The sequence below is a fragment of the Arthrobacter sp. AFG7.2 genome (assembly GCF_002892835.1).
In the GTDB taxonomy this organism is placed as follows: Bacteria; Actinomycetota; Actinomycetes; order Actinomycetales; family Micrococcaceae; genus Arthrobacter.
In genome coordinates this window covers 530,500-545,044 of the sequence record NZ_PJMB01000001.1, presented here as the reverse complement: position 1 = coordinate 545,044, position 14,545 = coordinate 530,500, and the positions used below count along the sequence as shown (strand labels likewise).

General features: G+C 62.7%; 13 protein-coding genes and 1 tRNA gene. 11 read left to right on the top strand and 3 right to left on the bottom strand.

What is annotated here, in order from left to right; translation table 11 throughout:
- Nucleotides 1-114: 114 nt before the first annotated feature.
- Nucleotides 115-1,332 (bottom strand): pyridoxal phosphate-dependent aminotransferase, encoded by a 1,218-nt coding sequence (locus CXX84_RS02555; protein WP_102975126.1) that lies wholly within the window; start codon nt 1,330-1,332, stop codon nt 115-117.
- Nucleotides 1,333-1,609: 277 nt separating this feature from the next.
- Between CXX84_RS02555 and CXX84_RS02550 the strand changes: the two genes are divergently transcribed.
- From CXX84_RS02550 to rplL, 9 genes are all read left to right on the top strand, one after another.
- A tRNA-Trp gene (locus tag CXX84_RS02550) sits at nt 1,610-1,682 on the top strand.
- Between the two features lie 82 nt (nt 1,683-1,764).
- On the top strand, nt 1,765-2,049 hold the full coding sequence (gene secE / locus CXX84_RS02545; protein WP_102975125.1) for a preprotein translocase subunit SecE: 285 nt from the start codon (nt 1,765-1,767) through the stop codon (nt 2,047-2,049).
- A gap of 114 nt (nt 2,050-2,163) precedes the next feature.
- On the top strand, nt 2,164-2,967 hold the full coding sequence (nusG, locus tag CXX84_RS02540; RefSeq protein WP_102975124.1) for a transcription termination/antitermination protein NusG: 804 nt from the start codon (nt 2,164-2,166) through the stop codon (nt 2,965-2,967).
- A gap of 128 nt (nt 2,968-3,095) precedes the next feature.
- Nucleotides 3,096-3,527: a 50S ribosomal protein L11 gene (gene rplK / locus CXX84_RS02535; protein ID WP_003803853.1), complete on the top strand. Its 432-nt coding sequence runs from the start codon at nt 3,096-3,098 to the stop codon at nt 3,525-3,527.
- A 182-nt stretch (nt 3,528-3,709) separates the two neighbouring features.
- On the top strand, nt 3,710-4,417 hold the full coding sequence (rplA, locus tag CXX84_RS02530) for a 50S ribosomal protein L1 (protein ID WP_102975123.1): 708 nt from the start codon (nt 3,710-3,712) through the stop codon (nt 4,415-4,417).
- A gap of 139 nt (nt 4,418-4,556) precedes the next feature.
- The gene (locus tag CXX84_RS02525) at nt 4,557-5,654 is read left to right on the top strand and encodes a GNAT family N-acetyltransferase (RefSeq protein WP_102975122.1); all 1,098 of its coding nucleotides are present in this window, start codon (nt 4,557-4,559) and stop codon (nt 5,652-5,654) included.
- Between the two features lie 7 nt (nt 5,655-5,661).
- Nucleotides 5,662-6,780 (top strand): GNAT family N-acetyltransferase, encoded by a 1,119-nt coding sequence (locus CXX84_RS02520; RefSeq protein ID WP_102975121.1) that lies wholly within the window; start codon nt 5,662-5,664, stop codon nt 6,778-6,780.
- A gap of 296 nt (nt 6,781-7,076) precedes the next feature.
- Nucleotides 7,077-7,658 carry a 50S ribosomal protein L10 gene (rplJ, locus tag CXX84_RS02515; protein WP_102975120.1) on the top strand — a complete coding sequence of 194 codons (582 nt, stop codon included), beginning with the start codon at nt 7,077-7,079 and terminating at the stop codon, nt 7,656-7,658.
- A 77-nt stretch (nt 7,659-7,735) separates the two neighbouring features.
- Nucleotides 7,736-8,110 (top strand): 50S ribosomal protein L7/L12, encoded by a 375-nt coding sequence (gene rplL / locus CXX84_RS02510; protein WP_066277893.1) that lies wholly within the window; start codon nt 7,736-7,738, stop codon nt 8,108-8,110.
- A gap of 69 nt (nt 8,111-8,179) precedes the next feature.
- Here rplL and CXX84_RS02505 read toward each other — a convergent pair whose 3' ends face one another.
- Nucleotides 8,180-8,692 carry an aminoacyl-tRNA deacylase gene (locus CXX84_RS02505; protein WP_102975119.1) on the bottom strand — a complete coding sequence of 171 codons (513 nt, stop codon included), beginning with the start codon at nt 8,690-8,692 and terminating at the stop codon, nt 8,180-8,182.
- Nucleotides 8,692-9,891 (bottom strand): acetyl-CoA C-acetyltransferase, encoded by a 1,200-nt coding sequence (locus CXX84_RS02500; RefSeq protein ID WP_102975118.1) that lies wholly within the window; start codon nt 9,889-9,891, stop codon nt 8,692-8,694. The genes CXX84_RS02505 and CXX84_RS02500 overlap by 1 nt, the downstream gene beginning before the upstream one ends.
- 242 nt (nt 9,892-10,133) lie before the next feature.
- Between CXX84_RS02500 and CXX84_RS02495 the strand changes: the two genes are divergently transcribed.
- Nucleotides 10,134-10,607, top strand: coding sequence for a hypothetical protein (locus CXX84_RS02495; protein WP_102975117.1), 474 nt, complete (start codon nt 10,134-10,136; stop codon nt 10,605-10,607).
- 327 nt (nt 10,608-10,934) lie between these two features.
- Nucleotides 10,935-14,444: a DNA-directed RNA polymerase subunit beta gene (gene rpoB / locus CXX84_RS02490; protein ID WP_102975116.1), complete on the top strand. Its 3,510-nt coding sequence runs from the start codon at nt 10,935-10,937 to the stop codon at nt 14,442-14,444.
- Nucleotides 14,445-14,545: the final 101 nt, after the last annotated feature.

Genomic DNA, 14,545 nt, shown 5'->3' with positions numbered 1-14,545 from the left:
CTTAACCCGGAACGCTCCATCACTCTCCCGATGAGGAGTGACAGAGCGTTCAGGGTTTTGTTGCGATACGTGAGGGAGCGTCGCCGGGTTTCCTGCAGGAGGTGAGGGAGCGTCCTACTGGGCTTTGCCCAGGAAGTCCTGCAGGCGCTGCACGCCGGTGGCAAGATCCTCGTCGCCAAGGGCGTAGGAAAGGCGCAGGTAGCCGGACGGGCCGAAAGCCTCGCCTGGAACCACTGCCACTTCCACCTCGTCCAGGATCAGGGCGGCCAGTTCAGCGGAGGTTTGCGGCGTGGCCGTGCCCGACGCCGTCGGGAACTCCTTGCCCAGCAGGCCACGAACGTCCGCGTAGACGTAGAAGGCGCCCTTCGGCGTCGGGCATTCCACGCCCTCAATGGCATTGAGGCCGGCGACGATGGCCTTGCGGCGGCGGTCGAACGCGACCTTCATCTCGTCAACGGCGGTCAGCGGGCCAGAAACAGCAGCCAGGGCAGCGATCTGCATGATGTTGGAGACGTTGGACGTGGCGTGGGACTGGAGGTTGGTGGCGGCCTTGATGACGTCAGCCGGACCGATCATCCAGCCGACCCGCCAGCCGGTCATGGCGTAGGTCTTGGCGACGCCGTTGAGGATGACCACCTTGTCGCCCAGTTCCGGGGCGGCGGTGGCAATGGACGTGAACGGAACACCGTCATAGGTCAGGTGTTCGTAGATCTCGTCAGTGACCACCCACAGGCCCTTGGCCGCGGCCCACTTGCCGATCTCAGCCACCTGCTCAGGCGAGTAAACCGAGCCGGTGGGGTTCGACGGCGAAACGAACAGCAGGATCTTCGTCCGGTCAGTCACGGCTGCTTCGAGCTGTTCCACTGTCACCAGGTAGTCCTGCTCGGGCCCGGCAAACACCTCAACGGGAACGCCGCCGGCCAGTCGGATGGCCTCGGGGTAGGTGGTCCAGAATGGGGTGGGGACAATGACCTCGTCGCCGGGATCAACCAGGGTGGCGAAGGTGTTGTAGACGGCCTGCTTGCCGCCGTTGGTCACCAGTACCTGGGAAGGTTCAACTGTGTAACCGGAGTCCCGCAATGTCTTCTCCGCGATGGCCTTCTTCAGCTCCGGCAGCCCACCGGCAGGGGAGTAGCGGTGGTACTTCGGCTGGCCCGCAGCATCGATGGCGGCCTGGACGATGTAGTCGGGCGTGGGGAAGTCGGGCTCGCCGGCGCCGAACCCAATAACCGGCCGGCCTGCTGCCTTCAGCGCCTTCGCCTTGGCATCAACGGCAAGGGTTGCGGATTCGGCTATTGCGGAAATGCGCTTGGAAACGCGGGCGGCAGACATGGCAGGTCCGTTCTTCGCTTGCAGCCCGGGGGCTGGAATGTGGGATTCGACGAGTTCTACTCTATGCTGTTCACCGGACCCTCCGGGTTGCCGGTTTTGATTTGTGACTGCGTTCGGTCAAGCTCAGGCAAAGGCAGTACGGGAGGGCCGGAAACGGGCCGGTTCGACGAACACGAAGTTGTTGCGTAGACTGGTTCACCGGTGTTGAAACACGGATGATGACGTGCGCCCCAGTGCAAGCTGGTGATTCGTTGTCGGAGAGTGGAATTCACTCCATAGGGTAGTGGCGCAATTGGTAGCGCAGCGGTCTCCAAAACCGCAGGTTGCAGGTTCGAGTCCTGTCTGCCCTGCGCAAGCTGCCCCGGGCGAAAATCCGGGGCAAGCGCAGCAACCATGGTTCTGATCAGGGCCGGGTAATCCAACATTGCAAAGATGAGCGAGGACCAGGTGACCGAAACAGCTGCCAGCAGCTCCAAGGGCCGCCCAGCTAAGAAGGACGCCAAGGCAAACTTCTTCGCCCGCATTGCACTCTTCATCCGCCAGATCATCGGCGAGCTGAAGAAAGTTGTAGCACCAACCCGCAAGGAACTGATTAATTACACGCTCGTGGTGCTGGTGTTCGTAGGAATCATGATGGTCATCGTCAGCCTGCTGGACATTGGTTTCGGAACCGCCGTCGGCTGGGTCTTCGGCGGTACCGGCACCGGGGACAGCTAAGGCTGAACCGTCCGCAGGCCGTGTATTCCATCCGGGAAACCGGAGGGATACAGCGGTGTGCGGAATTGAGCCATTTAAATAGGCATGTTAGGCAATGAGGAAGCAGGAGACCAAGTGTCTGAGCAGGAGCTCGAGGTAACCGAGACTGAGCTGGAAGAGTCCGCGGACATCACGGCAGAAGCCGGTGACGAGTCTGAGGTTGAGTCCTCCGCGCCCGAATCCGATGACGCCGATTCCGACTTTGACGCAGAGGCAGATGCCGCTTCCGGGGAGGAGTCCACTGACGCCCTCGCCGCCGCAGCAGCCAAGGCCGACGTTGACCCCGCCGAGGAGTTCAAGGCCAAGCTGCGCCGCCAGGAAGGTGACTGGTATGTCATCCACTCCTACGCCGGCTACGAGAACCGCGTGAAGGCCAACCTGGAAACCCGCATCCAGACCCTGGACATGGAAGATTACATCTTCGAGATCCAGGTCCCGATGGAAGAAGTCGTTGAGATCAAGAACGCTCAGCGCAAGGTCATCAACCGCGTCCGTATCCCCGGCTACGTGCTGGTCCGTATGGACCTGACGGACGCCTCCTGGGGCGCAGTCCGCCACACCCCCGGCGTCACCGGCTTCGTGGGCAACGCCCATAACCCCGTGCCGCTGCGCCTCGATGAGGTCTTCTCCATGCTCGCCCCGGTCTTCGAGGAAGAGCAGGCCGAGAAGGGCAAGCCGGTCAACAAGCAGAACCAGGCGCCCGTGGACGTGGACTTCGAAGTCGGCGAGTCCGTCATCGTCAAGGAAGGTCCCTTCGAGACCCTTCCTGCCACCATCTCCGAGATCAAGGTCGAATCCCAGACGCTCGTGGTACTGGTTTCCATCTTCGAGCGCGAAACGCCCGTCACCCTGGCGTTCAACCAGGTCACCAAGATCTGATCACCCAAGAATTCGTCCCTGTGCTGCCCGCTTAGCAGCATCGGTACGGCCGGCCGCCTTGCCATGGCGGCCACAAACCTGAGGCACGCTCCTGTGCCCCAGGACGTTATTGAGAGAAGGACCCTACATTGGCTCCCAAGAAGAAGGTCACCGGCCTCATCAAGCTGCAGATCCAGGCAGGTGCCGCTAACCCGGCTCCGCCGATCGGTCCTGCGCTTGGCCAGCACGGTGTCAACATCATGGAATTCTGCAAGGCGTACAACGCTGCGACGGAAGCCCAGCGCGGAAACGTCATCCCCGTGGAAATCACGGTCTACGAGGACCGTTCCTTCACGTTCATCACCAAGACCCCGCCGGCTGCAGAGCTCATCAAAAAGGCTGCAGGCGTCGCCAAGGGTTCAGCTACCCCGCACACCGTCAAGGTTGCCAAGCTGACCCAGGCCCAGGTCAACGAGATCGCCTCCACCAAGATGGAAGACCTCAACGCCACCAGCCTCGAAGGCGCAGCGAAAATCATCGCCGGCACCGCCCGCTCCATGGGCATCACCGTCGAGGGTTAATCCCCCCGCTGCCAGGGTTGGGATTGGGAAACCGATCACGACGACGGGCGGCACCGCCGGTAAACCGGCACCACCAAAACTGAAATGTTGGACATCCGGCACGGATAACGGGTCGGAGCACCAACTGTGGCAGGGCCCAGCGCGGTCCGCAGACCACAACTGCACAAGGAGAAATAAGCAGCATGGCAAAGCGCAGCAAAGCATATGAGGCAGCAGCCGCCAAGATCGACGCGGAGAAGTTCTACGCGCCGTTCGAGGCAGTAACGCTGGCCAAGGACACTAACCCGTCCAAGTTCGACGCCACTGTTGAGGTTGCATTCCGCCTCGGCGTGGACCCCCGCAAGGCTGACCAGATGGTCCGCGGAACGGTCAACCTGCCCCACGGCACCGGTAAGACTGCCCGCGTCCTGGTTTTCGCAACGGGCGACAAGGCTGAGGCAGCAATCGCTGCCGGCGCCGACTTCGTTGGTTCCGATGACCTGATCGAAAAGATCGCAGCCGGCTGGACCGACTTCGACGCCGCCGTCGCCACCCCTGACCTCATGGGCAAGGTTGGCCGCCTCGGTAAGGTCCTGGGCCCGCGTAACCTGATGCCGAACCCGAAGACGGGCACCGTGACCCCCGATGTCACCAAGGCCGTCAACGACATCAAGGGTGGAAAGATCGACTTCCGCGTCGACAAGCACTCCAACCTGCACTTCATCATCGGCAAGGTTTCCTTTGACGCCCTGAAGCTGGCGGAGAACTACGCAGCAGCACTGGAAGAGGTGCTTCGCCTGAAGCCGTCCGCTTCCAAGGGCCGCTACATCCAGAAGGCCACGGTTGCCACCACTTTTGGTCCCGGCATCTCCGTTGACCCGAACGTCACCAAGGTCCTGACCGAGGCGTAAATCCCTCAGCAGCATCCTGTACCTGTTGGGTACATCTGAAGGGACCGCATGGCTACCAGCCGTGCGGTCCCTTCAGTCGTTAAGATCCGATGTCATCCGCAGCGCTCGACAGCGGGCCACCGGTGGCTAGGCTGGGGGAATGCCGCAGCCGCACGCCCTGGCGATCTCCGCCGTCGTTATTCCGCCATCGGGTGACGGCGGAAAGGACTTCCGGGACTTCACTGACTGCCAGTTGATGCGGACAGGGCATGAACTGGAGACGTGGGGCGACCTTGACCGCGGGTACACCTTTGCAGAGGAGGTGGAACACTGGCGCGGCAACGAATATGAGGCCCGGCTCCTCTTTGTCGCCAGGCTCGGCTCGGAGACAGTGGGCATGTGCTCGGTGACGCTGCCCCTGCACGAGAATACCGCGACGGCCGGGATCAATGTCCTGGTGGCGCCCGCCTTTCGGCGGCGTGGGCTGGGGCGGCAACTCCTGGAATACGCAGAGGCCGTGGCCCGGGGGAGGAACCGGACGTCGCTGGACGGCTACTTCGAACTCCCTGCCCGCCTGGTGGATGGCGCCGAACCGCTGGTGCCGGCCAAATCGGGGGCGGGCGGCCTGCCGGCGGCGGAACCTTCCACCGCCTTCGCCGTGGCCGGCGGCTACGAGCTGGAGCAGGTGGAGACGTCCAGCCGCCTTGCCCTCCCCGTCCACCCGGACCGGTTGGCGGAACTTGAAGCAGCTGCCGCCGTCCACGCCCGCGGTTACACCGTGCTGGGGTGGGACGACGCCTGCCCGGAGGAACTGGTGGACAGCTACGCCGACCTCAATGCACGGATGAGCACTGATGTGCCAACCGCCGGGCTGAACTGGGAAACCGAGGTCTGGGATGCTGCCCGGGTCCGGCGGAACGAGCAAACCCTTGAGCGCAGCGGTGTGCAGGCAGCGGTGTCGGCCGCCGTGCACCAGGACACCGGCCAGCTGGTGGGATATTCGGTCCTGAACTGGCGTCCGGAGGTTCCTGCTGCGGTTCTGCAGCAGGACACCCTGGTGTCGGGGGACCACCGGGGCCGGCGGCTGGGCATGCTCATCAAAGTGGCCAACCTTCGGCGCGCCCAGGCGCGCTGGCCGGAAGCACGTTCCGTTTTGACATGGAACGCCAGCGAAAACCAACATATGCTGGCCATAAATATTGCCCTTGGATTCAGGCTGGCCGGCTATGAAGGTGAGTGGCAGAAACGGCTGGGATGATGCGCCTATGGCACAAGACGTAAAGATCGAGCAGCTCTGGATCCCTGACTCGCTGGAGGCGGCGGACGCTGCTGACTTCCTTGCCGCCGTCGAAGTGGGACGCAAAGTTCGAATGCAGACCTGGGGCAGCGATGATCTTGCCTATGGCCCTCTGGAAAAGCTGCTGGAATTTGAAGATCCCTATGAGCGCCAGCTGATCCTCGTGGCCAAGATTGACGGGGAGATCGTTGGCACAGTAGACATCGCGCTTCCCCTGACGGACAACCTGGACCTCGCGGAATTCACCTTGGACATCCTGCCCGAGTTCCAGCGGCAGGGTGTCGGCCGGAGGCTGCTCCAGGCGGCCGAACAGCTGGCCCGCGGTGAAGGCCGCACCATGATCCTGGTGGACACCAACCACCCGGGCGCGTCACTCCACGAATTCGAAGAGGCCCAACTGGTGCCGGGTACGGGCCAGGGGTTTGTCCCGCTGGAGAGCCGCGAAGTCGAGTTCGCGCAGAAGACCGGGTACACCCTGCAGCATATTGAGCAGTTCAGCTCCTGCACGTTGCCGCTTGATTCAAAGCTTGTGGCCGACCTGCAGGCGGAAGCAGATGAAGCCAACAATGGCCGCTACCGGCTGCACCACTGGACTGACCGTTGCCCGGAGCAGTGGCTCGAAGCTGTCGCCGCGCTGGAGAACCAGGCGGGAGCCGACGTCGATCCCGCCCTGGAAGCACCGGTTGAGCAGGTCATGGTGTTCGACGGCGGAATCCTTCGGGAGGCAGAAGACGTCGCCATAGCCCAGGGCCGGCGGACAGTTGTTACTGCCGTCGAGCACCTGGCCACCGGGGCGCTGGTGGGCCTGACAACCATTACCGTCCTTGCGCACCGGGCTGACGTTGTTTTCCAAGACGACACGCTGGTCCTGCAGGAGCACCGCGGGAACAAACTGGGACTGCTGATCAAGGTGGCGAACATGGAGCGGCTCACGGAGCAGTTTCCGGATGCCCGGGTTATCTACACCTGGAATGCACCGGAGAACCGGTACCTGCTGACCGTCAACCAGCAGCTGGGTTTCCGGACCGCCGGTGTGACGGGAATCTGGCAGAAGGAGCTTCCCCGGCTGCGCACCAGCAGCAGCTGATGCCCGATTTGGCGGAGCGAAGGCCCCTCCCGTAGACTTGAAGGACCAAAGACCGTCGGTTGTTGGAAATCCACTCTCCTGGGCATTGCTCAATTCTGTAGTTGTGCGCGGGGGATTGAAGTGGGTTTTCGGACGAAGGACCCTCAACGTAGGGCGGCCGGCGCAGGTGAACGAAGCAAAGCTCCACGGAATACCTGTGTTGAGCCAAGCCCCGTGCATCTGCGCGGGGCGTTTTTAGTTTTAGCTCACCTGAGCGGGGACCGTCGAATACCGGCACTATCCCCGGAAGGAGGGTTATGGCAACGCCTACCAAGGTTTCAGCAGTAGCTGAGATCACTAACGATTTCAAGGAATCGAACGCCGCTGTCCTGACCGAATACCGCGGGCTCACCGTTGCACAGCTCAAGCAGCTGCGTGTTTCTCTCGGCCAGGACACCAAGTTCGCGGTCGTCAAGAACACCCTGACCGCCATTGCAGCCAAGGAAGCCGGTGTTGAAGCATTCAACGACCAGCTCTCCGGCCCCACTGCAATCGCGTTCATCAAGGGTGACGCAGTTGCCGCTGCCAAGAGCCTGACGGATTTTGCCAAGGCCAACAAGCAGCTGGTTATCAAGACCGGTTACTTCGAGGGCAAGGCACTGAACGCCACCGAGGTTGCCGCCCTGGCAGCACTCGAGTCCCGCGAGCTGCAGCTCGCCAAGGTTGCAGGCGTCCTTAAGGCCCCTGCGGCCGCCGCTGCACGCATCATTGACGCACTGCGCCTCAAGCTTGAAGAAGAGAACGGTGCACCGGCAGCTGCCGAGGCGCCCGCCGCTGAAGAAGCTCCCGCCGCCGAAGCTGAAGCTGCCGCTGAAGCTCCCGCAGCTGAAGAGAACTGACTCTCTTTACCTCACAAGACTCCGGTGTGAAGCATGGCCCAGTGCCGCTGAACACCACAACAGGAAGGACGCCTACCATGGCGAAGCTCACCAACGAAGAGCTCATTGAAGCTTTCAAGGAACTGACCATCATCGAGCTCTCCGAGTTCGTCAAGCTCTTCGAAGAGACCTTCGAAGTTACTGCTGCTGCTGTTGCTGTTGCCGGCCCCGCCGGTGCTGCTGCTGAAGAGGTTGAAGAGAAGACTGACTTCGACGTCGTCCTCGAAGCTGCCGGCGACAAGAAGATCGCAGTGATCAAGGAAGTACGCGCCATCACTTCCCTGGGCCTCAAGGAAGCCAAGGACCTGGTTGACAGCGCTCCCAAGGCTGTCCTCGAAGGTGCAACCAAGGAAGCTGCCGAGAAGGCCAAGGAGCAGCTCGAGGCTGCAGGCGCCACCGTTACCCTCAAGTAACACCCGCGCTTTTCCTCAAAAAGCCCCGTCCACGTTTGTGGGCGGGGCTTTTTGGTTGCCGGGGTGACGCTACCCGGGCTCGGAAATGTCAGCGACGACGGCGCGCAAAGCTGCGGTCAGCGCATCGGCGTCCACAAAGGCGCTGTAGCCGTGGGCACCGGCACCCATCGAGATCCTGCGCCCAGTTATGGTGGCGTCCGCGTAGACAGGCCAGTTGTTGGTGCTGCCCAGCGGCGTGATGGTTCCCCGCTCGTAACCCGTCGCGTCCAGCGCAACCTCGGCAGGCGGCAGCGACAGCTTATTGACGCCGACCAGGGTCCTCAGCTTGGGCCATGAAATCTGGCGGTCGCCGGGAATCAGTGCAAACAGGAAAGAACCGTCCTTATGCTTGACCACCAGCGACTTGACGATGTCCGCAGGGCGGATGCCAAGAATTCCTGCCGACTCTTCCAGGCTTTTGGCGGCCGGTCTCGCCACAACCTCCACCATCAGGCCACGGGCGGCGGCGTCAGCCCGGAACCGTTCCCGGCCAGCCACCCCGGCTGCCCCGCTACTTTGGCCCGCCGATCCCTCGTTCGCCATCAGTCGCGGTAGAGCAGGAGCGCTTCGCCCTGCCCGCCGCCGCCGCAGAGCGATACGGCAGCTTTACCTGTTCCGCGCCGCTTCAGTTCGTGCGCGGCGTGGACAGCCAGCCGGGCACCTGTGGCGCCGATGGGGTGGCCCAGGGCAATGGCGCCGCCGTGGATGTTGCACTTTTCAAGAGGGTAGTCGAGGTCTTTGAGTGACTGCACGGCTACGGATCCAAATGCTTCATTGATCTCGATGAAATCGAGATCTGCGGTGGTCCAGCCGGCGCGCGCCAACGCGTTCCTGATGGCGTTGGACGGCTGCGAATGCAGTGAGTTGTCAGGTCCCGCCACTTGCCCGGACTTTCCAACAACGGCCAGGTACTCGAGGCCGTGTTCCTCCGCATAGCTCCGGGATGACAGCACCAGGGCTGCAGCCCCGTCTGACAGGGGAGAGGAATTACCAGCGGTGATGGTGCCGTCGGTGACAAAGGCTGCCCGCAGCCCGGCGAGAGTGTCAACGGAAGTGTTGGGACGCACCCCTTCATCAGTGGACACCACAATCGGGTCGCCCTTGCGCTGCTTCACGCTGACCGGGACGATTTCGTCGTCGAACGTTCCGTTCTTGGCGGCAAGGGCAGCGCGCTGGTGGGACTGGGCGGCAACGTTGTCCTGGGATGTCCGGTCGATGCCCAGGGACAGGTTCCGGGTTTCGGTGGACAGCCCCATGGACTGGCCGTCGAAGGCGTCAGTGAGGCCATCGTGCGCGGCCGCATCCAACGCCTGGATTGAACCGTACGTCCAGCCCTGCCTGGATCCGGGCAACAGATGCGGCGCCCGCGTCATCGATTCCTGGCCGCCTGCCACCACTACTGCCGCTTCTCCACCGCGGATCATCCGGGCGGCGTCAATCACGGCGGTGAGCCCGGAAAGGCACACCTTGTTGACCGTCACGGCAGGGACGTCCCATCCGATGCCTGCGCCCACCGAGCTTTGTCGGGCGGGGTTCTGGCCGGCACCCGCCTGCAGGACCTGGCCCATGATCACGGCCTCAACATCGCTCACATCCACGCCGCTGGAGTCCAGGGCCGCCTTAATGGCGCGGGAACCCAGCTCCACGGCGGTGAAGGCAGCCAACTGCCCGTTGATCCGGCCCTGCGGGGTCCGCGCTGCTGCAAGTATGACAACGTCAGTGTTGTCCGGGGAGTTGCCCATGGTTGTCTCTTCCAATCCATCCGATGTAAACCACCAAGGTTATCGTGACCCTGGTCACCTAACTATTCAAACGCCTGGCGGGCTATGTGCATTCCGCGGGCGGGGTGATCTGTTGGCTTATGGCAGGGGAGAAGTCCCCACACAGTGAACGTGCACGACGGCGGCGGGCTGCGTAGGGTGGACCGCGGACACTTTTGCGGGGGGACAGCGGGTCCGTGCCCGGGAATGGTAGGAGCAGCAGCATGAAAAGAATCCTGGCCATGGCCGCGGCGGCAGCCCTCACAGCGCTCACCGGCTGTTCCGTATCCACTCCCGCGCCGGAAGGCTCGCCGACAGCGCCGTCCCAGCCGACGCCACGCCCTGCCCGCACCGAGGGATCCTTCGGCAGCAGCGCAGGGTCGCCGTCGTCGTCCTCTTCCAACGGCGCGAAGGCGGCCTGCGAGGAATTCAACGCGCTGTTCGCGGGCTACGCCGCCGTTCCCTCGAGTGATTCCGAGGGCTACGAGGACATCTACGTGCGCGCAGAGGAGGCCAAGGACACGGTCTCCGGTGACCTGCGCGGCCTGTTCGCTGCCCTGAGCCTGCTGGCAATTGACCACTCAGCTGCCGCTGGGTCCGGCGGCGGGCCCGCGCAGGAATCAAAGGATGCCTTACGGGATGCTGTCTTTGCCAACGCCGGGACCTGCACTGCCGAAGGGGTGACGCTGCTGCTCTAGCGGGCCCAGGTCATCAGCAGCATCCCCGGAAACAGCCGGAAACAGCGTTGAAACCGGTGCTTGCATTCCGGCCGGACATGGGGTAGACACGTAGGTTGTTTTGCCGTATCGTAGATATTTGCGTCTTCCCTGTTTACCTTCAGCCTTCATATAGCGGTGGGCTTTGCCTGGCAGCTGACTATCAACGTGCCGTCAACAACGTCACAGCATGGTCAGTACGGGCCCCGGGTCATATAGCGGAACCGGATGGTAGCACTGCGGAGCATTCCGCAGGGTGCACAGCGGGGGAGATCTGAAAACGCCTGAAGGTCTGTGGAAGGATCCCTCTTGGTCGCCTCGAGCACCTCTAATAACGAAACCGCTAACACCGCCGACAGCACTGATGGTGCCACTCGCCGGCTCTCATTCGCAAAGATTCACGAACCTCTTGACGTTCCGAATCTGCTTGCCCTCCAGACGGACAGCTTCGACTGGCTGGTCGGAAACGAACGCTGGCAGGCACGCGTAGCGAAGGCTGTCGAAGAAAACGATCTCAGCGTCGCCACCACGTCCGGGCTCTCGGACATCTTCGAAGAGATCTCCCCGATCGAGGACTTCCAGGGCACCATGTCCCTGAGCTTCTCCGATCCGGAGTTCGCTGACCCCAAGTACACCATGGCCGAATGCAAGGACCGGGACGCGACGTACTCGGCTCCGCTGTACGTCAAGGCCGAGTTCATGAACAACAACACGGGCGAAATCAAGCAGCAGACCGTGTTCATGGGTGACTTCCCGCTGATGACCGAGAAGGGCACCTTCGTGGTCAACGGCACCGAGCGTGTCGTCGTCTCCCAGCTGGTCCGTTCCCCGGGTGCCTACTTCGAGCGCGCCGCTGACAAGACCAGCGACAAGGACATCTTCACCGCGAAGATCATCCCGTCCCGCGGCGCCTGGTTCGAACTCGAAATCGACAAGCGCGACCAGGTCGGCGTTCGCCTCGACCGCAAGCGCAAGCAGTCCGTCACCGTTCTGCTGAAGGCCCTCGGCTGGACCGAAGGCCAGATCCTCGAAGAGTTCGGCCAGTACGACTCCATGCGCGCAACGCTGGAGAAGGACGCAACCGAAACCCGCGAAGACGCATTGCTGGACATCTACCGGAAGCTGCGTCCGGGCGAGCCGCCCACCGTCGAGGCTGCCCAGTCCCTGCTGGACAACCTGTACTTCAACTCCAAGCGCTACGATCTGGCCAAGGTTGGCCGCTACAAGATCAACCGCAAGCTTGGCATCGACCGCTCCCTTGGCGACAAGGAAGCTTCGGTCCTGCATGTTGAAGACATCGTGGCCATGATCAAGTTCCTCGTCGCGCTGCACGCCGGCGAGAAGACCATCAAGGGCACCCGCGATGGCCAGGAAGTGGACCTGCGCGTCGAAATCGACGACATCGACCACTTCGGCAACCGCCGCATCCGCGCCGTCGGCGAGCTCATCGAGAACCAGGTCCGCACCGGCCTGTCCCGCATGGAGCGCGTTGTCCGCGAGCGTATGACCACCCAGGACGTCGAGGCCATCACGCCGCAGACCCTGATCAACATCCGCCCCGTGGTTGCAGCGATCAAGGAGTTCTTCGGAACCTCCCAGCTGTCGCAGTTCATGGACCAGAACAACCCGCTCTCGGGCCTGACCCACAAGCGCCGCCTGTCTGCGCTTGGCCCGGGTGGTCTGTCCCGTGACCGTGCCGGCATGGAAGTCCGTGACGTGCACCCGTCCCACTACGGACGTATGTGCCCCATCGAAACCCCTGAAGGCCCGAACATTGGCCTGATCGGTTCGCTGGCTTCCTACGGACGCATCAACCCGTTCGGCTTCATCGAGACCCCGTACCGCCTGGTCAAGAACGGCGTCGTTTCCGACGACGTGCAGTACCTGACGGCCGACGACGAGGCTGAGGTGCTGATCGCCCAGGCCAACGCGCCGCTGGACGAGAACAAGAAGTTCGCCGAAGACACCGTCCTGGTCCGTGCCCGCGGTGGTGGAGGCGAGCCCGTGCTCGTTCCCGCCGAGGACGTCGAGTTCATGGACGTTTCCCCGCGCCAGATGGTGTCCGTGGCTACCGCCCTGATCCCGTTCCTTGAGCATGACGATGCAAACCGTGCACTCATGGGTGCCAACATGCAGCGCCAGGCCGTGCCGTTGGTCCGCTCCGAGGCCCCTTTCGTGGGCACCGGCATGGAGCGCGCCGCAGCCGTCGACGCCGGTGACGTTGTCATCGCGAAGAAGGCCGGTGTGGTCACCGAGGTTTCCGCCGAGCTCGTCATCATGCTTAATGACGACGGCACGGAGACCAACTACCGCATCAACAAGTTCGCCCGCTCCAACCAGGGCAACTGCTACAACCACCGTGTCCTGGTGAACGAAGGCCAGCGCCTGGAAGTTGGCGGCATCATCGCCGACGGACCGGCAACGGACCAGGGCGAGCTCGCCCTTGGTAAGAACCTGCTCGTGGCATTCATGTCATGGGAAGGCCACAACTTCGAGGACGCCATCATCCTCTCGCAGCGCATCGTTGCCGAGGACGTTCTTTCCTCCATCCACATCGAGGAGCACGAGATCGATGCCCGCGACACCAAGCTCGGTGCCGAGGAAATCACCCGTGACATCCCCAACGTGTCCGAGGAAGTTCTGGGCGGCCTGGACGAGCGCGGCATCATCCACATCGGTGCCGAGGTTGAAGCCGGGGACATCCTGGTCGGAAAGGTCACCCCGAAGGGTGAAACCGAACTGACCCCGGAGGAGCGCCTGCTGCGCGCCATCTTCGGTGAGAAGTCCCGCGAAGTGCGCGACACCTCGCTGAAGGTGCCCCACGGCGAGTCCGGCACCGTCATCGGCGTGCGCGTCTTCGACCGCGACAACGACGACGAGCTGCCCCCGGGCGTGAACCAGCTGGTCCGCGTCTACGTGGCCGCCAAGCGCAAGATCACCGACGGCGACAAGCTCGCCGGCCGCCACGGCAACAAGGGTGTTATCTCCAAGATCCTCCCCATTGAGGACATGCCCTTCCTTGCCGACGGCACCCCCGTTGATATCGTCCTGAACCCGCTGGGTGTCCCGGGCCGTATGAACGTGGGCCAGGTGCTTGAAACGCACCTCGGCTGGGTTGCCAAGACCGGTTGGAAGATCGAAGGCGAGCCCGAGTGGGTCAAGCAGCTGCCGAACCTGCCGCGCGAAAGTGGCCAGACCACTGTTGCAACGCCGGTGTTCGACGGCGCCCGCGAAGAGGAAATCACGGGCCTGCTGGACTCCACCAACGTGACCCGCGACGGTGACCGCCTGATCAACTCCTCAGGCAAGACCCGTCTGTTCGACGGCCGCTCCGGCGAGCCGTTCCCGGATCCGATCTCGGTCGGCTACATGTACATCCTGAAGCTCCACCACCTGGTGGACGACAAGATCCACGCACGCTCCACCGGCCCGTACTCCATGATCACGCAGCAGCCGCTGGGTGGTAAGGCACAGTTCGGTGGCCAGCGCTTCGGTGAAATGGAAGTGTGGGCGCTCGAAGCTTACGGCGCCGCCTACACGCTCCAGGAACTCCTCACGATCAAGTCTGATGACATCCATGGTCGTGTGAAGGTCTACGAAGCCATCGTCAAGGGCGAGAACATCCCCGAGCCGGGCGTTCCTGAGTCCTTCAAGGTCTTGATCAAGGAAATGCAGTCGCTGTGCCTGAACGTGGAAGTCCTCTCCACGGACGGAACCACAATTGAAATGCGTGACTCTGATGACGCAGTCTTCACGGCTGCGGAAGAACTGGGCATCGATCTGTCTCGTGCAGAGCCCAGTTCCGTAGAAGAGGTCTAAGGAGTCCGACGACGGCGGGCTGAGCGTCCGCCGTCGTCCTCCTTCCCTCATTCCGCACCCAAGACTTCAGAATTTAGAGAACAAGAGAGAACAGGGACCAT

Coding starts and splice junctions, on each gene's coding strand:
- CXX84_RS02555 (WP_102975126.1), bottom strand. CDS start 1,332: ATGTCTGCCGCCCGCGTTTCCAAGCGCATTTCCGCAATAGCCGAATCC.
- secE (WP_102975125.1), top strand. CDS start 1,765: ATGAGCGAGGACCAGGTGACCGAAACAGCTGCCAGCAGCTCCAAGGGC.
- rplA (WP_102975123.1), top strand. CDS start 3,710: ATGGCAAAGCGCAGCAAAGCATATGAGGCAGCAGCCGCCAAGATCGAC.
- CXX84_RS02525 (WP_102975122.1), top strand. CDS start 4,557: ATGCCGCAGCCGCACGCCCTGGCGATCTCCGCCGTCGTTATTCCGCCA.
- CXX84_RS02520 (WP_102975121.1), top strand. CDS start 5,662: ATGGCACAAGACGTAAAGATCGAGCAGCTCTGGATCCCTGACTCGCTG.
- rplJ (WP_102975120.1), top strand. CDS start 7,077: ATGGCAACGCCTACCAAGGTTTCAGCAGTAGCTGAGATCACTAACGAT.
- rplL (WP_066277893.1), top strand. CDS start 7,736: ATGGCGAAGCTCACCAACGAAGAGCTCATTGAAGCTTTCAAGGAACTG.
- CXX84_RS02505 (WP_102975119.1), bottom strand. CDS start 8,692: ATGGCGAACGAGGGATCGGCGGGCCAAAGTAGCGGGGCAGCCGGGGTG.
- CXX84_RS02500 (WP_102975118.1), bottom strand. CDS start 9,891: ATGGGCAACTCCCCGGACAACACTGACGTTGTCATACTTGCAGCAGCG.
- CXX84_RS02495 (WP_102975117.1), top strand. CDS start 10,134: ATGAAAAGAATCCTGGCCATGGCCGCGGCGGCAGCCCTCACAGCGCTC.